Annotated in this window: 20 protein-coding genes; 16 read left to right on the forward strand and 4 right to left on the reverse strand. The window is 64.2% G+C overall.

Going from position 1 to position 21,657, the window contains the following annotated elements:
• Together ATE71_RS05415 and ATE71_RS05420 are read right to left on the reverse strand one after the other, a co-directional pair.
• On the reverse strand, positions 1–1,782 hold the full coding sequence (locus tag ATE71_RS05415) for a cation:proton antiporter (RefSeq protein ID WP_058802462.1): 1,782 nt from the start codon (positions 1,780–1,782) through the stop codon (positions 1–3).
• A 63-nt stretch (positions 1,783–1,845) separates the two neighbouring features.
• On the reverse strand, positions 1,846–3,060 hold the full coding sequence (locus tag ATE71_RS05420; RefSeq protein ID WP_058802463.1) for an NADP-dependent isocitrate dehydrogenase: 1,215 nt from the start codon (positions 3,058–3,060) through the stop codon (positions 1,846–1,848).
• Positions 3,061–3,211: 151 nt separating this feature from the next.
• Between ATE71_RS05420 and ATE71_RS05425 the strand changes: the two genes are divergently transcribed.
• Entirely contained in the window at positions 3,212–3,946 is a 735-nt protein-coding gene (locus ATE71_RS05425; RefSeq protein WP_058802464.1) for a phosphatidylserine decarboxylase, read from the forward strand.
• Between the two features lie 2 nt (positions 3,947–3,948).
• The gene (locus ATE71_RS05430) at positions 3,949–4,722 is read left to right on the forward strand and encodes a CDP-alcohol phosphatidyltransferase family protein (protein ID WP_058802465.1); all 774 of its coding nucleotides are present in this window, start codon (positions 3,949–3,951) and stop codon (positions 4,720–4,722) included.
• Here the strand turns inward: ATE71_RS05430 and ATE71_RS05435 are convergent.
• Entirely contained in the window at positions 4,706–4,966 is a 261-nt protein-coding gene (locus ATE71_RS05435; protein ID WP_058802466.1) for a hypothetical protein, read from the reverse strand. The genes ATE71_RS05430 and ATE71_RS05435 overlap by 17 nt on opposite strands.
• A 312-nt stretch (positions 4,967–5,278) precedes the next feature.
• Here ATE71_RS05435 and rpsB point away from each other — a divergent pair, with 312 nt between their 5' ends.
• The 12 genes from rpsB to rpmE all read left to right on the forward strand — a co-directional run bounded on the left by rpsB (position 5,279) and on the right by rpmE (position 16,681).
• Positions 5,279–6,109, forward strand: a complete 831-nt coding sequence (gene rpsB / locus ATE71_RS05440; protein WP_058802467.1) for a 30S ribosomal protein S2 — start codon at positions 5,279–5,281, stop codon at positions 6,107–6,109.
• Positions 6,110–6,245: 136 nt separating this feature from the next.
• The gene (gene tsf / locus ATE71_RS05445; protein WP_058802468.1) at positions 6,246–7,172 is read left to right on the forward strand and encodes a translation elongation factor Ts; all 927 of its coding nucleotides are present in this window, start codon (positions 6,246–6,248) and stop codon (positions 7,170–7,172) included.
• A gap of 114 nt (positions 7,173–7,286) precedes the next feature.
• A complete protein-coding gene (pyrH, locus tag ATE71_RS05450; RefSeq protein WP_058802469.1) occupies positions 7,287–8,018 on the forward strand; it encodes a UMP kinase in 732 nt (243 codons plus the stop codon).
• Between the two features lie 14 nt (positions 8,019–8,032).
• Positions 8,033–8,587, forward strand: coding sequence for a ribosome recycling factor (gene frr, locus ATE71_RS05455; RefSeq protein ID WP_058802470.1), 555 nt, complete (start codon positions 8,033–8,035; stop codon positions 8,585–8,587).
• A gap of 118 nt (positions 8,588–8,705) precedes the next feature.
• Positions 8,706–9,392 carry a polyprenyl diphosphate synthase gene (gene uppS / locus ATE71_RS05460; protein WP_082665095.1) on the forward strand — a complete coding sequence of 229 codons (687 nt, stop codon included), beginning with the start codon at positions 8,706–8,708 and terminating at the stop codon, positions 9,390–9,392.
• A 2-nt stretch (positions 9,393–9,394) separates the two neighbouring features.
• A complete protein-coding gene (locus ATE71_RS05465; protein WP_058802471.1) occupies positions 9,395–10,069 on the forward strand; it encodes a phosphatidate cytidylyltransferase in 675 nt (224 codons plus the stop codon).
• Position 10,070: 1 nt separating this feature from the next.
• Positions 10,071–11,234, forward strand: a complete 1,164-nt coding sequence (locus ATE71_RS05470) for a 1-deoxy-D-xylulose-5-phosphate reductoisomerase (protein ID WP_058802472.1) — start codon at positions 10,071–10,073, stop codon at positions 11,232–11,234.
• Positions 11,227–12,360 (forward strand): RIP metalloprotease RseP, encoded by a 1,134-nt coding sequence (gene rseP / locus ATE71_RS05475; protein ID WP_058802473.1) that lies wholly within the window; start codon positions 11,227–11,229, stop codon positions 12,358–12,360. Before ATE71_RS05470 ends, rseP begins: the two co-directional genes overlap by 8 nt.
• Positions 12,361–12,433: 73 nt before the next feature.
• The gene (bamA, locus tag ATE71_RS05480; protein WP_058802474.1) at positions 12,434–15,127 is read left to right on the forward strand and encodes an outer membrane protein assembly factor BamA; all 2,694 of its coding nucleotides are present in this window, start codon (positions 12,434–12,436) and stop codon (positions 15,125–15,127) included.
• Positions 15,127–15,813 carry an OmpH family outer membrane protein gene (locus ATE71_RS05485; RefSeq protein ID WP_058802475.1) on the forward strand — a complete coding sequence of 229 codons (687 nt, stop codon included), beginning with the start codon at positions 15,127–15,129 and terminating at the stop codon, positions 15,811–15,813. Before bamA ends, ATE71_RS05485 begins: the two co-directional genes overlap by 1 nt.
• 5 nt (positions 15,814–15,818) lie before the next feature.
• On the forward strand, positions 15,819–16,298 hold the full coding sequence (fabZ, locus tag ATE71_RS05490; RefSeq protein ID WP_058802476.1) for a 3-hydroxyacyl-ACP dehydratase FabZ: 480 nt from the start codon (positions 15,819–15,821) through the stop codon (positions 16,296–16,298).
• Positions 16,299–16,453: 155 nt separating this feature from the next.
• Positions 16,454–16,681 carry a 50S ribosomal protein L31 gene (gene rpmE / locus ATE71_RS05495; RefSeq protein ID WP_058802477.1) on the forward strand — a complete coding sequence of 76 codons (228 nt, stop codon included), beginning with the start codon at positions 16,454–16,456 and terminating at the stop codon, positions 16,679–16,681.
• A 30-nt stretch (positions 16,682–16,711) separates the two neighbouring features.
• On the opposite strand, the gene ATE71_RS05500 is transcribed toward rpmE, so the two are convergent.
• Positions 16,712–18,184, reverse strand: coding sequence for a glycerol kinase (locus tag ATE71_RS05500; protein ID WP_058802478.1), 1,473 nt, complete (start codon positions 18,182–18,184; stop codon positions 16,712–16,714).
• A 358-nt stretch (positions 18,185–18,542) separates the two neighbouring features.
• Between ATE71_RS05500 and ATE71_RS05505 the strand changes: the two genes are divergently transcribed.
• Positions 18,543–19,922 (forward strand): DEAD/DEAH box helicase, encoded by a 1,380-nt coding sequence (locus ATE71_RS05505; RefSeq protein ID WP_058802479.1) that lies wholly within the window; start codon positions 18,543–18,545, stop codon positions 19,920–19,922.
• A gap of 60 nt (positions 19,923–19,982) precedes the next feature.
• Positions 19,983–21,653 (forward strand): MFS transporter, encoded by a 1,671-nt coding sequence (locus tag ATE71_RS05510; protein WP_058802480.1) that lies wholly within the window; start codon positions 19,983–19,985, stop codon positions 21,651–21,653.
• Positions 21,654–21,657: the final 4 nt, after the last annotated feature.

Consider the following 21,657-nt stretch of genomic DNA (forward strand, 5'->3'; position numbering starts at 1 on the left):
CTAGCCGTCGCTGCCTGCAACGGGTCTGCGGGTGCGACGGATGCGCGGTTCCTGATCCAGCTTGCCCTTCGCCATGATGTCGTGCCGCATCTTTGCGCGGACGTCGTGAATCGACGCGATGACCGGTCCCATCGCGACGCCAAGGTCGATCAGCACCGCTTCCGCCAGTTGCAGCGAGCTTTCGAGCGTTTCAGGCACCGCATCGCTTGCCCCCGCCTGATAGAGCGCACCGGCATGGTCGGCGTCTCGCGCGCGGCTGATGATCGGCAAGGCCGGATATTTCTGCCGCAGCTGGCGGGTCATGCGAAGCTGCTGCACCGGATCGTCCATGGTGAGTACGATGGCCTGGGCATGCTCGATGCCGAGCTTGTCGAGGCTGCCCGGCCGCGCAACGTCGGCGAAGCGTACGCTGAAACCAGCGCGCCGCGCCGCCGCGACCGTATCTATGTCGGCATCGACCGCCACATAGGGACGGCCATGTTCGCGCAGCAATTCGGCGACGGTGTGCCCGACGCGCCCGAAACCGACGATCACCGTGCGCCCCTCGGGCGTTTCGTCCTCCTGCGCATCTCCCGAACGCATTTCGATCCGCCGCGCGATGTCGTGACCGACCCGCGCCAGCAGCGGCGTGATCGTCAGGCCGATCGCGGTGACGAGCTGCCAGAATTCGGCGGTATCGCGGCTGATGAGCTGCGCCTGCAGGGCAGTCGCAAGTACGATCAATGTGGTTTCGGACGGGCTCGACATGAGCAGGCCGACCTCGGCCGCAGTGCCGCGCCGCGCCGCGCCCGCAAAGCGCAGGAGCGCCGCAGTGACCACGGCCTTGACCAGCACGACGCCGACGACCGCCATGACAAGCGAAGGCCATTGGCTCGCGATCGTCTGGAGGTTGAGCCCCATGCCGACGCTGATCAGGAACACACCGAGCGCAAGGCCCTTGAAGGGCGCGGTGATCGCTTCGACTTCCTCATGATATTCGGTTTCCGCGATCATCAACCCGGCGAGCAGCGCGCCGACGATCGGTGACAGGCCGACCGCGGCGGTCGCCAGCGCGGCGACGATGACGACGAGCAGGCTCGCCGCAAGGAACAGCTCGGGATCCTTCGCGCGTGCCGCCTGCGCGAAGATTTTCGGGAGCAGGAACCAGCCGCCGATCGCGAGCGCTGCGACGACGAGCGCGCCCTGCCACAGCGTCGTCAGCAGCAGTTCGGCGCTGTCGCCGGAGGCGGCGGGGGAGAGTGCGGCGAGGATGAAGATGATCGGGACGAGCGCCAGATCTTCGAACAGCAGCATCGAGAAGGAGGCGCGGCCAACAGCCGACTTGGTTCCTGCGATCGGGAGCACGAGCGCGGTCGAGGACAGAGCGAGCGCGATGCCAAGGCCGTAGGCGGACGCGAGCGGCTGGTCGCGGAACAACAGGATCGCCGACCCCAGGATTGCGCCGCCAAGCAGCAATTCGGCGGCGCCGATCCCAAAAACCAGCTTGCGAAGCTGCCACAAGCGCCGGAACGAAAGTTCCAGCCCGATCGAAAAGAGGAGCAAGACGATGCCGAATTCGGCGAACAGCGCGATATCCTCAGTCGAGGCGATCGTGACATGTTTCAGCCAAGGGTAGTCCGCGGCCAGCATGCCGAGCCCGGACGGGCCGACGAGCAGCCCGACGAGGATGAAGCCGATCACCGGCGAGATGCGGAACCGCGCGAAGGCGGGGATGACGACGCCCGCCGCGCCGAGAACCACGAGCGCGTTGCCGATAGCGGAGGTTTCTGTTTCGGATACCATAAGGGCCGACCTTATGCAGGCCGGCCCCGATTGGCTAGAGAGCTATCTCAACGAATTTGCTTGTTAAGCGCCCATCTTCTTGTCGAGATTTTCAACGATCGCCTCGAAAAAGCCCTCGGTGGTCAGCCAATTCTGGTCAGGACCGATCAGCAACGCGAGATCCTTGGTCATCTTGCCGCTCTCGACCGTCGCGACGCAGACCTTTTCGAGATCGTCGGCAAATTTCACCAGCGCGGCATTATCGTCGAGCTTGCCGCGATGCTTGAGGCCGCCGGTCCACGCAAAGATCGACGCGATCGGGTTGGTCGAGGTCGCCTTGCCCTGCTGGTGCATGCGATAGTGGCGCGTGACGGTGCCGTGCGCGGCTTCCGATTCGACCGTCTGGCCATCGGGGGTCATCAGGACGCTGGTCATCAGGCCGAGCGAGCCAAAGCCTTGCGCCACCGTGTCCGATTGAACGTCGCCGTCGTAATTCTTGCACGCCCAGACGAACTTGCCCGACCATTTGAGCGCCGAGGCGACCATATCGTCGATCAGGCGATGTTCGTAAACAATGCCGACTGCGTCGAACTTCGCCTTGAATTCGGCCTGGAACACCTCCTCGAAGATGTCCTTGAAGCGCCCGTCATAGGCTTTCAGGATCGTGTTCTTGGTCGACAGATATACCGGCCATTCGCGGGCGAGACCATAGTTCAGGCTGGCGCGCGCGAAGTCGCGGATCGAATCATCGAGATTGTACATGCCCATCGCGACGCCGGCCGAGGGGAATTGGAACACTTCCTCGTCAATCAGCGTGCCGTCCTCGCCCTCGAACACCAGGCGCAGCTTGCCGGGGCCGGGGACGCGGAAATCGGTCGCCTTATACTGGTCGCCGAAGGCGTGGCGGCCGACGACGATCGGGTCGGTCCAGCCGGGGACGAGGCGCGGGACGTTGCGCATCACGATCGGTTCGCGGAACACCACGCCGCCCAGGATGTTGCGGATGGTGCCGTTCGGCGACTTCCACATCTTTTTCAGGCCGAATTCTTCGACGCGCGCCTCGTCGGGGGTGATCGTCGCGCATTTGACGCCGACGCCATATTTCTTGATCGCGTTCGCGGCTTCGACGGTGATCTTGTCGTCGGTGCGGTCGCGTTCCTCGATGCCGAGGTCGTAATAATGAAGGTCGACATCAAGATAGGGGAGGATTAGCCGTTCGCGGATCCACTGCCAGATGATCCGGGTCATTTCGTCGCCGTCGAGTTCGACGACCGGGTTGGCTACCTTGATCTTGCCCATGCTTTCAGCCTTTTTCCTTGGGGAGTCGGAGTTGCAGCGGGCCTTAGGCAAAGCGGGGCGATTGATCAACCGCCCCGTCGTTTTCGCGCGGGCAACGATCGGGTAGCCTTATCCATTGTCAGTATAGAAGCGGCACCCTAGAAGACTGGTCATGTCCAATATCATATCATCGAACCGGCCCGGCGGCGGCATCAAATGGCAATGGCCCTCGGTTCATCCCGAGGGACGCAAGTTCCTGCTGATCGCCGGAATTGTGACGCTCTGTTTCTGGCTGCTCGGCTGGGAAATCCTCGGCTGGCTGATGCTCGGCGTGACCATCTGGGTCGCCAGCTTCTTTCGCGATCCGGTACGCGTGACGCCGGTCGGTACCGACCTGATCGTCGCGCCCGCCGATGGCTTGATCACCCAGATCGCGGAGGTCCCGCCGCCGCCCGAAATCGCCGGAGCCGACGGGCTGGGCGCGGCGCCGATGCTGCGCGTGTCGATTTTCATGAGCGTGTTCGACGTCCATATCAACCGGACGCCGATCGCCGGGGTGCTGCGCAAGCTTGTCTACATCCCGGGCAAGTTCGTGAACGCCGACCTCGACAAGGCGAGCGAAGAAAATGAGCGCCAGCATTTTGTTGTCGAGCGTCCCGATGGCGTCCGCATCGGTTTCACGCAGATCGCGGGCCTCGTGGCGCGGCGCATCATGCCGTTCGTGACCATGGGCAACGAACTCACCACCGGCCAGCGTGTCGGCCTCATTCGCTTCGGCAGCCGGGTCGACGTCTTTCTGCCCGCCGGCACGACGCCGCAGGTGCTGCTCGGGCAGCGCACGCTGGCGGGCGAGACGGTGATCGCGCGGATCGGCATTGCTGCGACGATCGAAGGCATCGGGCAGTAAGGATGGCGGAAGACGGCCTGGTTCCGCGCGACGCCGAGCATCGTCGCATTGGCGGCATTCCGCTGCGCGCCTTTGCACCCAATGCGATCACATTGCTGGCGTTGTGTTCAGGGCTGACTGGGGTTCGTTTCGCGATCGATGGCGAGTGGGCGGCCGCGATCACGATGATCATCGTCGCGGGCGTGCTCGACGGAATGGACGGGCGCATCGCGCGCCTGCTGCGCGCGCAAAGCAAATTTGGCGCCGAGCTGGATTCGCTTTCCGACGTCATCGCCTTTGGCGTGGCGCCGGCGATGATCCTGTTCTTCTGGTCGCTCGACGAAGCGCCGAAATTCGGCTGGACCGCTGCACTCGCGCTCGCGGTGTGCTGTGCGCTTCGCCTTGCGCGCTTTAATTCGCGCATGGATGCCGAGTTTCAGCCGCACAAGTCGGCGGGCTTCAACACCGGCATTCCTGCGCCGGCGGGCGCCGGCATGTCGTTCGTGCCCATCTATCTATGGCTGACGACGGGCAACGACCTGTTTCGCGAATGGTATGTCGTGATGCCTTGGGCGCTGGGTATTGCGATGCTGATGATCTCGGCAATCCCAACCTATAGCTGGGCGTCGATCCGGCTGCGCCGGTCGTGGCGGCTGTTTGCCCTGGCGGGGGTCGGCCTTCTCGGCGCTGCGCTTGTCACCGCGCCGTGGCTAACCCTGCTTGCGGTCTGCGCACTCTATGCCGCAACCTTGCCCTTTGGGCTAGCAAGCTATGCAAAGGTCAGGCGGCGCGGCTGAGCGCCGGTTGTAGAGGGGAGGAAACGCGAACGCGGCGCGGGGCATCGCGGCGCGCCGGCGAATGGCGCAGCGTCAGTTTCTGAGGCGCGGGACCGGATTGCGGCGCGGTGTCGGCAGGAAAGGCTCCCTCGCCGAGCAAGGCCGAGAGAATCGCATTTTCGTTATTCTTGAGCATGCCCAGAATCACGGTGATACCCAGCCCGGCGGCGAGGGCAAAGAGGAGGGCGGCAGCGACCTGAACCATGATCTTGTCCTTTCGGCTTTCTTGTGCGAAAGCTTTTGTTAACCAGCGACGGTTTTCGTGGGCTTTTTGTTCCGTGTTCCCGCTTTGTTCTCAAGTCATTTGCGACGAACCGAGTCGCTTTGTCGCCGAATTGAGGCGCGGTCGTCGCCGGCATCGATGGCAAGCCCGGCGGCAAACCCCTTGCTTTTGATGCGAAGGCCCGCTAACGGCCCGCCCATTCCACATGGAAGGCGCACATAACCGGTGCCGGGATCATCCGCTTGCGGATCCCGGTTCTTGCTTTCCAGAGGACCAACCGGAAGGAGAAAGACTATGGCGGCACCTGTCGTCACGATGCAGAATCTTATCGAGGCTGGCGCCCACTTCGGCCACCAGACCCACCGCTGGAACCCGCGCATGAAGCCGTATATCTTCGGTGCGCGCAACGGCATCCACATTCTCGACCTGTCGCAGACCGTGCCGCTCTTCGCGCGCGCGCTCGACTTCATCGCTTCGACCTCGGCCGCCGGCGGCAAGGTGCTGTTCGTGGGCACCAAGCGCCAGGCGCAGGGCCCGATCGCCGACGCGGCTCGCGCGTCGGGGCAGCATTTCGTCAACCACCGCTGGCTGGGCGGCATGCTCACCAACTGGAAGACGATCTCGAACTCGATCAAGCGCCTCAAGACGCTCGAAGAGCAGCTCGCCGGCGACACCTCGGGCCTCACCAAGAAGGAAGTGCTCAACAAGACGCGCGAGCGCGACAAGCTGGAGCTCAGCCTTGGCGGGATCCGCGACATGGGCGGCATTCCCGACGTGATGTTCGTGATCGACGCGAACAAGGAAGAGCTGGCGATCAAGGAAGCCAATGTCCTTGGTATCCCCGTCGTCGCGATCCTCGACTCGAACGTCTCGCCCGACGGCATCGCCTTCCCCGTCCCGGCGAACGATGACGCCGCGCGCGCCATCCGCCTCTATTGCGACGCGGTCGCCCAGGCGGCGACCCGTGGCGGCCAGCAGGCCCGTGCGAACCGCGGCGAAGATCTGGGTGCCGCCGTCGAACCGACCGCCGAGCCGGCGCTTGAGGAAGCCGCCGCTCCGGTGACCGAGGACGAACAGGTCCCCGCCGAAGCTGCCGCGGAAACCGAACGTCAGAGCGACGCATAGGCGTCCATTGGCATGACGGGACGGTGCGGCGATAAACCCGCGCCGTCCCGGTCATCACTTTGACTTATCACGCCGCCATGCGCGCGGCGGACAGCGGGCGCAACGCGAGCCTGCTGCTTTTGGAAAGGAACATCGCATGGCTGAAATCACGGCCGCTCTCGTCAAGGAACTGCGCGACCGCACGGGCGCAGGCATGATGGACTGCAAAAAGGCGCTCGCCGAAAACAACGGTGATATCGAAGCGTCGATCGACTGGCTCCGCACCAAGGGCCTCGCCGCCGCTGCCAAGAAGGCTGGCCGCGTCGCCGCCGAAGGTCTGGTCGGCGTCGCCACCGACGGCGCGCGCGGCGCTGTCGTCGAAGTGAACAGCGAAACCGACTTCGTCGGCAAGAACGAGCAGTTCCAGGAATTCGTCCGCGACGTGACCCAGGTCGCGCTCGCCGGCGGCATCACCGATATTGAGGCGCTGGGCGCCGCCGGCTATCCGAGCGGCGGCACCGTCGCCGAAAAGCTGACCAGCAACATCGCGACGATCGGTGAGAACCAGTCGCTGCGCCGCGCTGCGATCCTGTCGGTCGCGTCGGGCGTGGTGACCGGCTATGTCCACAACGCCGTCGCTCCCGGAATGGGCAAGATCGGCGTGCTCGTCGCGCTCGAATCGACCGCCGGCGCCGATGTTCTCGAACCGCTGGGCAAGCAGCTCGCGATGCACGTCGCGGCCGCGAACCCGCTGGCGCTGAACGGCGATGATCTCGACGCCGACCTCGTCGCGCGCGAACGCGCGATCGCCGAGGAAAAGGCTGCTCAGTCGGGCAAGCCCGCCGAAATCGTTTCGAAGATGGTCGACGGCGCGATCGCCAAGTATCGCAAGGAAAATGCGCTGCTGTCGCAGCTGTTCGTGATGGATGGCAAGACCGCGGTCGCCGAAGTCGTCGCCGCCGCCGGCAAGGATGTCGGCGCGACGATCACGCTCAAGGGCTTCGTCCGTTTCCAGCTCGGTGAAGGCATCGAGAAGGAAGAAAGCGACTTCGCGGCGGAAGTCGCGGCCGCCGCTGGCGTCTAAGAAGAAGTATCGGATTGCTGCGCCGCGGCGCCGCAGTCCGCTTGGCAATGGCGCGCGCCTTCACTAGGGTGCGCGCCATTCGCGTATATAGAGTTTGCAAGAGGTTCCCCCGACATGGCATTGCCCGGCATGAAACGCATATTGCTCAAGCTGTCGGGCGAGGCGCTGATGGGGTCGACCCCCTTCGGCATCGACCCCGAAACGGTCGCGAGCATGGCGGCAGAGGTCAAGGAAGCCAAGGATCGCGGCCTTGAAATCTGCCTTGTCATCGGCGGCGGGAACATCTTTCGCGGCATGGCGGGCGCTGCCAAGGGGATGGACCGCGCGCAGGCCGACTATATGGGCATGCTCGCGACGGTGATGAACGCGCTGGCGATGCAGAATGCGCTCGAGCAACTCGGCGTCCAGACACGCGTCCAGTCGGCAATCGAGATGGACAAGGTGTGCGAGCCGGTGATCCGCCGCCGCGCCGAACGCCACCTCGAAAAAGGCCGCGTCGTGATCTTCGCCGCCGGTGTCGGCGCCCCCTATTTTACCACTGACAGCGGTGCCGCGCTGCGCGCCGCCGAGATGAAATGCGACGCGCTGCTCAAGGGCACCAGCGTCGACGGTGTCTATAACGCCGACCCCAAGAAGGACCCCAAGGCGGTCCGCTATGACACGCTCGGCTATGACCGCGTGCTCGCCGACAATCTGAAGGTGATGGACGCCAGCGCAGTGGCGCTGTGCCGCGACAACCATATCCCGATCGTGGTGTTTAACATTCGCGAACCCGGCAATCTGGCGCGCGTCCTGGCGGGCGAGGGCGTTTCGACCGTCGTCAGCGACGCCGCCGGCAACGCATAAGAGAGGAAATACAGATGGCGAAATATGACAAGGCCGACCTCGAACGTCGCATGCACGGCGCGGTCGAATCGCTGAAGAGCGACCTTGCGGGTCTGCGCACCGGCCGCGCGCACACCGCGCTGCTCGATCCGGTAACGGTCGAGGTTTACGGCAGCCACATGCCGCTGAACCAGGTCGCCTCGGTCAGCGCCCCCGAACCGCGCATGCTGTCGGTGCAGGTGTGGGACAAGTCGAACGTCGGCCCGGTCGACAAGGCGATCCGTTCGGCGGGGCTCGGCCTCAACCCGATCGTCGACGGCCAGATGCTGCGCCTGCCGATCCCCGAAATGACGCAGGAACGCCGCAAGGAACTGTCGAAGCTGGCCGGCCAATATGCTGAAAAGGCTCGCGTTGCGGTGCGGAACGTCCGCCGCGACGGCATGGACAATCTGAAGGCCGACGAGAATAAGAAGGAAATCGGCGAGGATGAGCGCAAGCGGTCGGAAACCGAGGTCCAGAAGCTGACCGATGCGACGATCGCCGAAATCGATGCCGCTGCGACCGCCAAGGAAAAGGAAATCCTGGGCTAGTGCTGCCTGGCACGACCCCCTTTCCCGTTCGTGTCGAGCGAAGTCGAGACACGCCGAGTTTGCGCCCTACTTCACGTGTTTCGACTTCGCTCGACACGAACGGGTTCTGAGGCTTTTTGTGACCATTTCCGATCACGGCGCGCGCCATGTGGCCATCATCATGGATGGCAACGGCCGCTGGGCGAAAAAACGCCTGTTGCCGCGCGTTGCCGGCCACAAGGCGGGGGTCGAGGCGGTGCGCACGATCGTCCGGGCGGCGGGCGACCTTGGGCTGGAGGCGATGACGCTTTACGCCTTCAGTTCCGAAAACTGGAAGCGGCCCGAAGAAGAGGTCAGCGACCTGATGGGGCTGATGAAGCGCTTCATCTTGTCCGATCTCGACGAATTCGCCGCGAACGACGTGAAGCTGAAGGTCATCGGCAACTGGCGCGCGCTCGCGCCCGATGTCGTTGCCCTCATCGACAATGCACTCGAACGCACCGCGGGGAACAAGCGCACGACGCTTGCCGTTGCGCTCAACTATGGCGCGCAGGACGAACTGGTGCGTGCGGCGTCCGCTGCCGCGGCGCAGGGCGACATTACCGCCGAGGCGATCGAAGCGAACCTCGACACCGCCGACATGCCGCCGCTCGACCTGCTCATCCGCACCTCGGGCGAAGTGCGGCTGTCGAATTTCCTGCTGTGGCAGTCGGCATATGCCGAACTTTATTTCACCGACAAGCTGTGGCCGGATTTCACCCCGGCCGACCTGAAGGCGGCGCTCGATCAATTTGCGCGGCGCGATCGCCGCTATGGGGGACTTTGACTATGGCGGCGGGTAAATCGGACCTGTGGGTGCGGATCGGTTCGGCGATCGTGCTGTTCGCGATCGCGGGGACGGCGCTGTGGTTCGGCGGTCTCGCCTTTGGGTTGCTTCTGCTCGTCGGCGGCGCGCTGGTCCTCGTCGAATGGTTCGCGCTCGTGCGCGCGATGGCGGTGGGCAGCGGAGGTAAGGCCGCCCTGAATATCCTTGGTCCGATCCTCGTTCTGGGTGCGGGAGCGGGACTGTGGTTCGTTCGCGACCATCTGGGCATAACCGCCGCGCTATGGGTCTTCGGCATGGTCTGGGCGACCGATATCGGCGCCTATTTTGCGGGCCGCGCCTTTGGCGGCGCGCGCCTCGCGCCGAAGATCAGCCCGTCGAAAACCTGGTCGGGCCTGATCGGTGGCATGGTTGCGGCGCTGATTGCCAGCGCGACGATCGGCGACCGCGCCGGCATCGTCGGCGTGCCGTTGTGGATCGGCCTGTTCATGGGGCTGCTCGCGCAAATGGGCGACCTTGCGCAAAGCTGGATGAAGCGCCGCGCCGGGGTCAAGGATTCGGGCAAGCTCATCCCCGGCCATGGCGGGCTGTTCGACCGCGTCGATGGCGTTCTGCCGGTCGCGCTGCTGCTCGGCGCGCTGGCTTTCGCCGGGCAGATCGCCGTGCGGGCGGCCGGCTGACATGACGCGCCGCCTTTCGCTTTTCGGCGCCACGGGATCGGTTGGGCAATCGACCGTCGACCTTGTGCGCCGCGACGGCGAGGCGTGGGAAATCGGCGTGTTGACCGCGAACAGCGACGTCGCCGAACTGGCGGCGCTCGCAAGGGAATTCCGCCCTGGCGTCGCGGTGATCGCTGACGAAAGCCGCTTCCCCGAGCTTGTCGAAGCTCTGGCGGGCACCGGTATCGAGGCCGCCGCCGGCGTCGATGCACTGGTCGAAGCGGCGAAGCGTCCGGCCGACCTCGTAATGGCGGCGATCGTCGGCACCGCGGGCCTCGCCCCGACGATGGCGGCGCTCGAAGCCGGCACCGACGTTGCGCTCGCGAACAAGGAAGCGCTCGTTTCGGCAGGCGAACTGATGACCGCTGCCGCGCGGCGCTCAGGTGCGACGATTCTGCCGGTCGACAGCGAGCATAATGCGATCTTCCAATGCCTTGCCGGCGGGCGCATCGACCAGGTGCGGCGGATCATCCTGACCGCGAGTGGCGGACCGTTGCGCACGATGAGCGTCGCCGACATGGCGCTCGTCACCCCGGCGCAGGCCGTCGCGCATCCGAACTGGTCGATGGGCGCCAAGATCAGCGTCGATTCGGCAACGATGATGAACAAGGGCCTCGAACTCATTGAGGCGCATCATCTTTTCCCCGTCGGGCTCGACCGCATCGAAATCCTCGTTCATCCGCAGTCGGTGATCCACAGCCTTGTCGAATATATCGACTGCTCGACGCTGGCGCAGCTCGGCTCGCCCGACATGCGCATCCCGATCGCGTCGGCCTTGGCGTGGCCGCAGCGGATGGCGACGCCATGCGCTCCGCTCGATCTCGCGACCATATCGCGGCTCGATTTCGAGGCGCCCGACGAGGTGCGCTTTCCCGCGACCGCGCTCTGCCGCACCGCGATTGCCGAGGGCGGCGCGCGGCCCGCGCAGCTCAACGCGGCGAACGAGGTGGCGGTCGCCGCCTTTCTTGCGGGCCGCATTTCCTTCCCTGCGATCGTCGATACGGTGCGTCGGGTGATCGACGCCGCGGAACCTGCGCCTCCGTCATCGCTTCAGGACATATTCAGCGTCGATGCGGCAGCGCGTGCGGCTGCGCAGCATTTTGTGGACCAGTACGAACATGCTTGAAACCCCGGGCTTCGGCTTCACCATCCTTGCTTTCCTGCTGGTGCTGGGGCCGCTCGTGTTCGTGCACGAATATGGCCATTATATCGTCGGGCGCTGGTGCGGGGTGAAGGCCGATACCTTCTCGATCGGTTTCGGCCGCCGCATCCTCGGCTGGACCGACAAGCGGGGCACCGAATGGAAGATCGGGTGGTTGCCGCTCGGCGGCTATGTCCAGTTCGCGGGCGACCGCGATGCGGTGAGCCAGCCCGATGCCGAATGGCAATCCTTGCCCGCCGAAGAACGCTCGCACACTTTCCCCGCGCAGCCCGTGTGGAAGCGCGCGGCGATCGTTGCCGCGGGGCCGATCACTAATTTCCTGTTCGCTATCTTGATCCTCGCCGGGTTTGCGTGGGTCGGCGGCAAGGTCGTGACCCCGCCGGTCGCCGGCGCCATCTCGGCGGGATCGGCCGCCGAGACCGCCGGGCTGCGCGAGGGCGACCGCATCGTTTCGATCGACGGCCGCGCGATCGAAACCTTTAGCGACATACCGATGGCGGTCGCGCACCGCCCGGGCGAGGTGATGCAACTGCGCGTACTGCGCGCGGGGAGCGAGCGGACGGTGACGCTCGCTCCGCGGCTGGTCACCGAAAAGGATCCGTTCGGCAAGGAGCATCAACGCGCGATCATCGGCCTGGCGCCGCCGCCGCAGAAGCTTGAAAAGGTGTCGATCCTCGAAGCCCCGGCGGTCGGGCTGCACCAAACATGGCAGATCGTCCGCCAGACGGGCGAGGTGCTGGCGCAGTTCCTGACCGGGCGCCGCTCGATCAAGGACATGAACGGCCCGGTCAAGATTGCCGAGATTTCCGGTCAGGCGGCGACACTGGGGCTGGCGTCGCTCATATTCTTCATCGCGCTCATCTCCATCAATCTGGGGTTCATCAACCTCTTGCCATTGCCGATGCTCGATGGCGGTCATCTGGCCTTTTACGCCTATGAGGCGATCCGGCGGCGTCCTGCGCCTCCCGAGGCGCAGGAATGGGCGTTCCGATTCGGTTTTGCGGCGATCGTCACGCTGATGCTGGTCGTGACTTTCAACGATTTGGGCTCAATTGGGGTTTGGGACGGGATCGCCCGCTTGATTGGCTAGCGAGTCTGGGGCAGGGAGTGGCGCGCGAACCCGCGGTCAGGCGGGTTTGTCGCTTTTGAGTTATTTTTTCGGGATGAACAGCGTGGCTTCACACAAATTCTCGGCGCGGACCCAGCTGTCGGCCTTCCTCATGGCAGGTACGATGCTCAGCGCGCCGGTGATGGCGCAGCAGGTTGCGCCGCCAACCGTCCCGGCTCCCGCGCCCGAAGCCGCGCCGACGGCAACGACCATCCAGTCGATCACCGTCGTCGGCAACCAGCGGCTCGAGGCGCAGACGATCCTGTCGTACCTGCGTTTGCGCGTCGGTCAGACCTACGACCGCGCCACGCTTGACCAGGCGCTCAAGGATCTGGCCTCGACCGAGTTGTTCAAGGATTTCCAGATCACCGACAATGCGGGCGCGCTGCAAATCCAGGTCACCGAAAATCCGGTGATCAACCGTGTCATCCTTGAAGGTAATAAGCGCCTGAAGGAAGACAAGATCCGGCCCGAGATTAAACTTGCCCCGCGCCAGATATTCACCCGTTCGAAAGTTCGCGCGGACGTCGCGCGCATCATCGAACTGTACAAGCGGCAGGGCCGCTTCGCCGCGACGGTCGAACCGAAAATGGTCTCGCTCGACCAGAATCGCGTCGATGTCGTCTTCGAAATCAACGAAGGTCCGAAATCGAAGGTCCGCCAGATCAACATCATCGGCAACGAGAAGTTCAGCGACGGCGACCTCAAGGACGAGATGGCGACCAAGGAGTCGGGTCTGCTGACGATCCTGTCGTCGAACACCAGCTACGATCCCGATCGCCTGGCCTATGACCAGCAGAAGCTGCGCCTGTTCTACCTGCAGAACGGCTATGCCGATTTCCGCGTGATCTCGGCGGTCGCCGAGCTTACCAGCAATAAGCAGGATTTCATCATCACCTATGTCGTCGAAGAAGGCGAACGCTACAAGTTCGGCGACGTCGACGTGAAGAGCGAGCTGCGCGACTTCCAGCCCGAGATGCTGAAGAAGTTGCTGCCCATGAAGACCGGCGACTGGTACGATGCCAAGCTGGTCGAAGACACGGTCGAGAGCCTCAGCGAGACCGCGGGCCTGTTTGGCTATGCGTTCGCGGACATCAACCCCGAATTCCGCCGCGACGCCGATACGCGGACGATGCAGATCACCTTCAACGTCGGCGAAAGCCCGCGGACCTATGTCGAACGCATCGACGTCAACGGCAATACGCTGACCCACGACAAGGTTGTGCGCCGCGAATTCCGCCTGAACGAAGGCGATGCCTTCAACAGCTTTGGCATCAAGCGCACCGAAAACCGCCTGAACAGCCTCGGTTACTTCCAGGAGAATCTGGAAATCGAGCGCAAGGAAGGCAGCGCGCCCGACCGCATCGTCCTCGAAACCAATGTCGAGGAAAAGCCGACCGGCGAGTTGTCGCTGTCCGCCGGTTTCTCGTCGATCGAGAATTTCCTGCTCCAGGCATCGATCCGCCAGCGCAATTTCCGCGGCCTTGGCCAGCAACTTCAGGCGTCGGTCAATTATTCGAGCTATTCGAAATCGATCGAACTCGGCTTTACCGAACCCTATCTGTTCGACCGCAACATCTCGGTCGGCGGCAGCGTCTATCGCCGCGACCTCAATTCGTTCAACTTCATCAACAACGATCGCCGCACGACGTTCCAGCAGGTCACGACCGGCTTCCAGCTCAACGCCGGTGTGCCGCTGACCGAGTTCATGTCCTTCTTTGCGCGTTACAGCCTGAATTACGATGATGTGACACTGGACCGCGACCTTTATTATTTCGGCGGCGAGTGCGATCCCTTCGTCGCGGGCCGCTATCTTTGCGACGCGATCGGCACGCGCACCACGTCGCTGGTCGGCTATACGCTTGCCTATGACGACCGCGACAACCGCCTGCGTCCGACCCGCGGCCAGTCGCTGTCGCTCAGCCAGGATTTCGCGGGTCTCGGCGGCAGCGTCAAATATGTCCGCACGCGCCTCAACGCATCGAAGCATTTCAACCTCGGCAGCCGATTCATCCTGAACCTGTCGGCCGAAGGCGGCTATATCTACCCGTTCGGCGGCCGCCCGACGCCGACCAGCGACAAGGTCCGTCTCACCGATCGCTTCTTCCTCGGCGAACCGCAGATGCGCGGCTTTGACATTCGCGGCGTCGGTCCGCGCGTCATCCGCTACGGCGTCGACAATACCGATCCCACCAACCCCATCGTCATTACCGACACCGATGGCGATCGCGGGCAGATCGACGACGCGCTCGGCGGCCGGGCCTATTATCTGGGCCGGCTCGAGCTCGACATTCCGCTGGGCACCGGCGCTAAGGAATTGGGGTTGCGGCCGTCGATCTTCCTCGATGTCGGGTCGGTGTTCAGCGTGAAGCGTCCCACGCTCACCACGCTCGCCAACTTCCTCGACCCGTCGGACGGCCTGACCAAGAATCTGTGCCGCAACGCGACCACGGGCAGCGTCAACTTTGCCCAGCAAAGCCTGATCGATCACGACAACAACGCCAACACGCCGTCGATCCCGGGCGGCGCGTACAACTCGTGCGCGGCGTTCGAGGGGACGACGTCGAATCTGCCGCCGTTCGAGGAGCGCTTCTTCGGCGATACCTGGATGCCGCGCGTGTCGATCGGCGCCGGGGTCAACTGGAACTCTCCGTTCGGTCCTTTCCGGATCGACTTCGCTTACGCCCTTCGCAAAGAAGAGGGCGATGATACCAAACGCTTCTCATTCAATGTAGGAACCCAATTCTGATGAAGAAAATATTTGTCGCCTCGGCCCTCGCCGTTGCCGCCGTGTCGGTTTCGCCGATGTTCGCTGCCCCGGTCGCCGCCCAATCGACGAAGGGTTCGGCGGTCGCCGACCTCGAAGCCGCGGTCGCCCAGTCGAACGCTTTCAAGACGGCTTTGACCCAGATCGGCACCACGTACAAGGCGCAGATCGACCAGGTCGAAACGCGCAGCCAGACGCTGGAAGCCGAACTGAACGTTCTGCGCGCGAAGGCCAATGAGGAAGCGAAGAAAACTCCGCGCAACCAGGCGGCGGTCGATGCCGCGATCAAGGCTTTTCAGGACAAGTCGGCCGCGGCGCAGCGCGAACTCAGCCAGCTGTCGCAGCCTTTCGATATCGCGCGGACCTATGCGATCGACCAGATCAGCGTGCGCCTCGACGAAGCGGTCAAGGCCGGCATGACCAAGCGCAAGGTCGACCTGCTGCTCAGCTATAATCCCCAGATCGTTCTGGCCGCCGAAAAGAACGTCGACATCACCGACGCGATCGTCGCCGAACTGAATACGCTCGTGCCGAACGTCCAGATCGTTCCGCCCGCCGGCTATCAGCCCGGCCAGCTGATGCAGCAGAAGAATCAGGCGGCTGCCAATGCGGCGCGCGCCGCGACACCGGCGGCACCGGCCACCGGCACCGCGCCGACCACGCGCTAAACTCCATGACGGACGGGGAAAACGGGGCAGGGGCGCTGGGCCTGGTGGACATTCGCCGGATACTCACGCTGCTGCCGCACCGTTATCCGATGCTGCTCGTCGACCGGGTGGAATCGATGGTGAAGGACACCTCGATCCACGCGGTCAAGGCGGTGACGATGAACGAGCCCTTTTTTCAAGGTCATTTCCCTGGCCGGCCGATCATGCCCGGCGTGCTTATCGTCGAGGCGCTGGCGCAGGCTGGCGGCATCCTTGCGATCGAATCGCTGGGTCTCGGCGGGTCGGGCAAGCTCGTTTATTTCATGGGCATCGACGGGGTGAAATTCCGCAAGCCCGTCGAACCCGGCGTCCTGCTCGACCTGCACGTCACCATCCTTCAGGCAAAGCGGAATATCTGCAAGTTCGAGGGCAAGGCGATGCTGGACGGCCAGCTCGCGACCGAATGCCAGTTCACCGCGATGATCGCCGATCCGCCGAGCGACTAAGTGACACGTCTCCGCTTCGTAACCCCAGATCAAGTCCGGGGTCACGAAGCAGGGGAGTTGCATTTTTCTAGCCAGCCCACTAAGGGCGCCACTTCGCGTTCTCGGACGCACAGACTCAGCCGCTGGTCGGTAACCAGTGGCACAGGAGCCAAGAGATGAAAAAAGACGTTCACCCCGACTATCACATGATCACGGTCAAGATGACCGACGGCACCGAATATCAGACGCGCTCGACCTGGGGCAAAGAGGGCGACGTGATGACGCTCGAAATCGACCCCACCGCGCACCCGGCGTGGACCGGCGGCACGGGCCGCATGCTCGACGCGGGCGGTCAGGTTGCGAAGTTCAACAAGCGTTTCGGCGGTCTTACCCTCAAGCGTTAATTCGCTCGCTTGCCCCCGCGAAGGCGGGGATCAGCCCAAAACCTTTGCAAGCGCGCTTTGCCACCCGGCAAGGCGCGTTTTGCGTTTATCTGCACCCAGCGCGGGCGTGAAGCGCGTCGCGGTGCCGCGCATCGCCGTCGCCGCGCTCGCAAGGTCGGGATAGAAGCCGGCGCCGGTCGCGGCGAGCATTGCGGCGCCGAGCGCGGTGCTTTCGACAAAATCGGGTCGTTCGACGGTCAGGTCGAGCATGTCGGCCAGGTCCTGCGCCATCCAGTCGTTCGCCGCCATGCCGCCGTCGATGCGGAGTTCCGCCCAGTCGACCCCGTCGGCGGCAAATGCCGATTTGAGGTCGTGCGCCTGATAGGCCTGTGCCTCCAGCGCCGCACGCGCGACATGGGCCTTGCCGCTCGCGAAGCTGAGGCCCGACAGCGCGGCGAGCGCGTCAGGCCGCCAGTGCGGCGCGCCGAGCCCCGATAGCGCGGGAACCAGGTAGACGCCGCCGTTGTCGCCGACCGAGCGTGCCAGCCCCTCGCTCTCGCCCGCGCTCGCGAGCAGGCCGAGCCCGTCGCGCAGCCATTTGATCAGGCTGCCCGCGACGAACACCGATCCTTCGAGCGCATAGGAGCGGACGTCGCCTTCCTGCACGAGCACGGTTGCGAGCAGACGGTTCGCCGATTGCGGTCGTACCGTGCCGCTTGCCGACAGGATGAAGGCACCGGTGCCGAAGGTCGCCTTGGTCTGCCCGGCCCACAGGCATGCCTGGCCGATCGTCGCCGCCTGCTGGTCGCCCGCCATGCCGCAGATCGGGATGGCGCCGCCGAACAAGTCGGGATCGGTGGTGCCGACCGTCGTCGTGCAGCCGGTGATCTCGGGCAGCAGGCCCATCGGCACGCCGAGCAGATCGCAGAGCTCGCCATCCCAGCAGCCCTTGCCGTTGATGTCCATCAGCAAGGTACGCGATGCATTGGTCGCGTCGCTCACATGCACCCCGCCGGTCAGGCGATAGACCAGATAGGATTCGATCGTTCCGACCGCCAGCCGCTCGCCCGCCTCGCGCAACTGCGGCCAATGCTTCAGCGCCCAGCCGATCTTGCTCCCGGAAAAATAGGGATCGAGCAGCAACCCGGTCGTTGTCTGCACCGCCGCCTCATGCCCCGCGTCTTTCAACGCCGCGCAATCCTCGGCGGTGCGGCGGTCCTGCCACACGATCGCAGGCGCCAGCGGTTCGCCGGTGGTGCGATCCCAGAACACGATCGTCTCGCGCTGGTTGGTGATCCCGATCGCCGCGACACGCTCGGCGCCGCCCGCCTTTTTGATCATGGCGCGGGTGCAGGCGAGCGTGGCGTCCCAGATTTCGGCGGCGTCGTGCTCGACCAGTCCCGGCCCCGGATAATGCTGCTTGAACTCCCGCTGCGCGCTGCCCAGCGGCGTCCCGTCGGCGGCGAACAGCATCGTTCGGGTCGACGTCGTGCCCTCGTCGATGACGATGATCTTCTCTGTCAAAGCACTATCCCCTCATCCGTTCGTGCTGAGCTGGTCGAAGCACCGTTCTTCTGTTTCAATTCATGAAGAAAGATCGGCCCTTCGACAAGCTCAGGGCGAACGGGAATAGGTGGGCAAGCAATTATCTTGCAAAACCGCGCAACCCATGCCATATGTTGTGCAGCGCAGCATGGCGGACCTATCCGCCGCAACACCCGGCAGCGTGATTTTCCCGCCCGATTTCAGGCGCGGGACGAGCCGGACCAGCGCTTTGTCCCCAGAGGCACCCTTTCACGCGGGTCGTTTCGAACCCGCGGCCCGTGCGCCGTCCGTTCGATGCGAACGGATGCGCCTGCGCGTCGCCCTATGTGAGTAATTTATGACGACTTTTAACGACTTTGGCCTGCACGCCGACATCAATCGCGCGCTTGCCGCCAAGGATTATACCGTCCCGACCCCGATCCAGACGCAGGCGATCCCGCCGCTGATGAAGGGCCGCGACCTTTGCGGGATCGCGCAGACGGGCACCGGCAAGACCGCCGGTTTCTCGCTGCCCTCGATCCACCACCTGATCACTTATCCGCACAAGACCAATCCACGCAGCTGCCGGATGCTCGTGCTCGCGCCGACGCGCGAACTTGCCGCGCAGATCGCGCAGAGCTGCCGCGACTATGGCCGCTTTACCAAGCTGCGCGTCACCACCGTGTTCGGCGGCGTGCCGATCAACAAGCAGATCCGCGAGCTGGCGCAGGGCGTTGAAATCCTCGTTGCCACGCCGGGCCGCCTGCTCGACCTGATCGACCAGCGCGCGCTGCGCCTCGACGATGTCGAAATCTTCGTCCTCGACGAAGCCGACCAGATGATGGACATGGGCTTCATCCATTCGCTGCGCCGCGTCGCCAAGCTGCTGCCGTCGCGCCGCCAAAACCTGTTCTTCTCGGCGACGATGCCGAAGGAAATCGCGCACCTCGCCGAACAGTTCCTCGAGGATCCGGTGACCGTGTCGGTCGCGCCGCAGGCAACGACCGCCGAAAAGATCCGCCAGTTCACGACCTTCGTCGAACAGAAGGAAAAGCAGGCGCTGCTCCATCATGTCATCAAGACATCGGATATCGACCGCGCGCTGATCTTCACCCGTACCAAGCATGGTGCCGACCGCGTTGTGCGCCATTTGAAGGGCGCGGGCATCGAAGCCTTTGCGATCCATGGCAACAAGAGCCAGGCGCAGCGCACCACCGCGCTCCAGGCCTTCCGCTCGGGGCAGGTGCGCCTGCTCGTCGCGACCGACATCGCCGCGCGCGGCATCGACGTGTCCGGGGTCAGCCATGTGATCAACTTCGAGATTCCGAACGTCCCCGAACAATATGTCCACCGAATCGGCCGTACCGCGCGCGCCGGCGCCGAGGGCATCGCGATCAGCTTTGTCGCTCCCGACGAGCGCACCTATCTGCGCGACATCGAACGCGTCACCCGGACCAAGTCCGAACCGATGCCGCTGCCCGAAGGCTTCAACGAATTGGTGCGCAACCTGCCCAAGCCCGTGGCGCCGCCGCGCGATACGGGCAGCAAGGGCCGCGATCCCAATCGCCAGCGGCAGGAAGCCAATCGCGGCCGCGGGAACGGCAAGCCGCAGGGCGAACGCGGGCCGCGCCGCGACGGCGCGGCGGGTGAGGGCGCCGAAGGCCAGCGCAAGCGCCGATTCCGCCCGCGCAATAAAAGCGTCGGCGCGCACAAGGGAGCGGTCAAGCGCGTCGGTTGACGCATCCCGCCCATTCGCTAGACCCTTGGCCCGACACGATAAAGGGCGAAGGGGTAGCGGATGAGCGAACAAGTCGAGGCTGCAGCGCCCATCGTTACCCGGCAGAGCGAACGCAAGGTCATCCTGGCATCGTCGCTCGGCACGGTGTTCGAATGGTATGATTTCTACCTCTACGGCCTGCTCGCGACCGTCATCTCGGCGCAATTTTTCTCGGGCGTCAACGAAACCACCGGTTTCATTTTCGCGCTCGGGGCTTTCGCGGCGGGTTTTGCGGTAAGACCGTTCGGCGCGCTCGTGTTCGGGCGCATCGGCGACCTTGTCGGGCGCAAAAATACGTTTCTGGTCACCATGGGGCTGATGGGGGCATCGACCTTCCTCGTCGGCGTCCTTCCAAGCTATGCCTCGATCGGCGTCGCGGCGCCGATCATCCTCGTATTGCTCCGCCTTGTGCAGGGGCTCGCGCTCGGCGGGGAATATGGCGGCGCGGCAACCTACGTCGCCGAACATGCGCCCGAGGGCAAACGTGGGCTTTTCACCAGTTTCATCCAGACGACCGCGACGCTTGGCCTGTTCGCCGCGCTCGGCGTTGTGATCCTGATCCGCTCGGTCCTCGGCGAAACCGCCTTCACCGACTGGGGCTGGCGCATTCCCTTTCTCATTTCGATCATCCTGCTCGGTGTTTCGCTGTGGATCCGCCTCCAGCTCGAGGAAAGCCCTGTCTTCAAACAGATGAAGGAGGAAGGCGCGACCTCGAAGGCGCCGCTGACCGAAGCCTTCGGCCGCTGGGCGAACCTCAAATGGGTGTTGATCGCGCTGTTCGGTGCGGTCGCCGGGCAGGCCGTGGTTTGGTATTCGGGGCAATTCTACGCGCTCTTCTTCCTCGAAAAGACGCTGAAGGTCGACGGCGCGACCGCGAACATATTGATCGCGATCGCACTCGCGCTCGGTACGCCCTTTTTCATCTTCTTCGGCTGGCTCAGCGATAAGGTCGGGCGCAAGCCCATCATTCTTGCGGGCTGCGCGCTGGCAGCGATCAGCTATTTCCCGGCGTTCCAGATGCTGACCGCCGCCGCGAACCCCGCGATGGCGAAGGCACAGCAGAATGCCGCCGTGATCATGGCGGCCGATCCGGGCTCCTGCGCGTTCCAGTTCGATCCGATCGGGGGCAACAAGTTCGAAAGCACCGGCTGCGACATCATCAAGTCGACGCTGGCAAAGGCCGGCGCCAGCTATACCGCTTTCACGCGCGAACGCATCACGGGCGATCCGGCCCGCGTGCGCATCGGATCGCGCGTCCTCGCCGCCCCCGATCCCTGGCGGATTGCCGAGGACGATCGCGCCGATGCGATCGCGGGCTTCCGTTCCGACCTCGAACGCGCGCTGGCCGACGCCGGCTATCCGGCAAAGGCCGATCCGGCCGAAATCAACAAGCCGCTCGTCGTCGCGATCCTCTTCTACCTCGTGCTGCTGGTGACGATGGTCTACGGCCCGATCGCGGCGTTGCTCGTCGAGCTGTTCCCGAGCCGCATCCGATATACCGCGATGTCGTTGCCGTATCATATCGGCAACGGCTGGTTCGGTGGTTTCCTGCCGACGACTGCCTTTGCGATGGTCGCAGCGACGGGCAACATCTATTATGGCTTGTGGTATCCGGTCGCCGTGGCGGTCATCACGCTCATCATCGGACTGCTCTTCCTGCCCGAAACCTTCCGCCGCTCGATCCATCATTAGGATG

This window comes from Sphingopyxis sp. H115 (assembly GCF_001468465.1).
Classification (GTDB): domain Bacteria; phylum Pseudomonadota; class Alphaproteobacteria; order Sphingomonadales; family Sphingomonadaceae; genus Sphingopyxis.

Bases quoted from the DNA above. Each gene is read 5' to 3' on its own strand.
- rpmE (WP_058802477.1), top strand. From the start codon at position 16,454: ATGAAAAAAGACGTTCACCCCGACTATCACATGATCACGGTCAAGATG.
- ATE71_RS05465 (WP_058802471.1), top strand. From the start codon at position 9,395: ATGGCGGCGGGTAAATCGGACCTGTGGGTGCGGATCGGTTCGGCGATC.
- ATE71_RS05420 (WP_058802463.1), bottom strand. From the start codon at position 3,060: ATGGGCAAGATCAAGGTAGCCAACCCGGTCGTCGAACTCGACGGCGAC.
- pyrH (WP_058802469.1), top strand. From the start codon at position 7,287: ATGGCATTGCCCGGCATGAAACGCATATTGCTCAAGCTGTCGGGCGAG.
- bamA (WP_058802474.1), top strand. From the start codon at position 12,434: ATGAACAGCGTGGCTTCACACAAATTCTCGGCGCGGACCCAGCTGTCG.
- rpsB (WP_058802467.1), top strand. From the start codon at position 5,279: ATGGCGGCACCTGTCGTCACGATGCAGAATCTTATCGAGGCTGGCGCC.
- ATE71_RS05470 (WP_058802472.1), top strand. From the start codon at position 10,071: ATGACGCGCCGCCTTTCGCTTTTCGGCGCCACGGGATCGGTTGGGCAA.
- ATE71_RS05510 (WP_058802480.1), top strand. From the start codon at position 19,983: ATGAGCGAACAAGTCGAGGCTGCAGCGCCCATCGTTACCCGGCAGAGC.
- frr (WP_058802470.1), top strand. From the start codon at position 8,033: ATGGCGAAATATGACAAGGCCGACCTCGAACGTCGCATGCACGGCGCG.
- ATE71_RS05415 (WP_058802462.1), bottom strand. From the start codon at position 1,782: ATGGTATCCGAAACAGAAACCTCCGCTATCGGCAACGCGCTCGTGGTT.
- ATE71_RS05425 (WP_058802464.1), top strand. From the start codon at position 3,212: ATGTCCAATATCATATCATCGAACCGGCCCGGCGGCGGCATCAAATGG.
- tsf (WP_058802468.1), top strand. From the start codon at position 6,246: ATGGCTGAAATCACGGCCGCTCTCGTCAAGGAACTGCGCGACCGCACG.
- fabZ (WP_058802476.1), top strand. From the start codon at position 15,819: ATGACGGACGGGGAAAACGGGGCAGGGGCGCTGGGCCTGGTGGACATT.
- ATE71_RS05485 (WP_058802475.1), top strand. From the start codon at position 15,127: ATGAAGAAAATATTTGTCGCCTCGGCCCTCGCCGTTGCCGCCGTGTCG.
- ATE71_RS05430 (WP_058802465.1), top strand. From the start codon at position 3,949: ATGGCGGAAGACGGCCTGGTTCCGCGCGACGCCGAGCATCGTCGCATT.
- rseP (WP_058802473.1), top strand. From the start codon at position 11,227: ATGCTTGAAACCCCGGGCTTCGGCTTCACCATCCTTGCTTTCCTGCTG.
- ATE71_RS05435 (WP_058802466.1), bottom strand. From the start codon at position 4,966: ATGGTTCAGGTCGCTGCCGCCCTCCTCTTTGCCCTCGCCGCCGGGCTG.
- ATE71_RS05505 (WP_058802479.1), top strand. From the start codon at position 18,543: ATGACGACTTTTAACGACTTTGGCCTGCACGCCGACATCAATCGCGCG.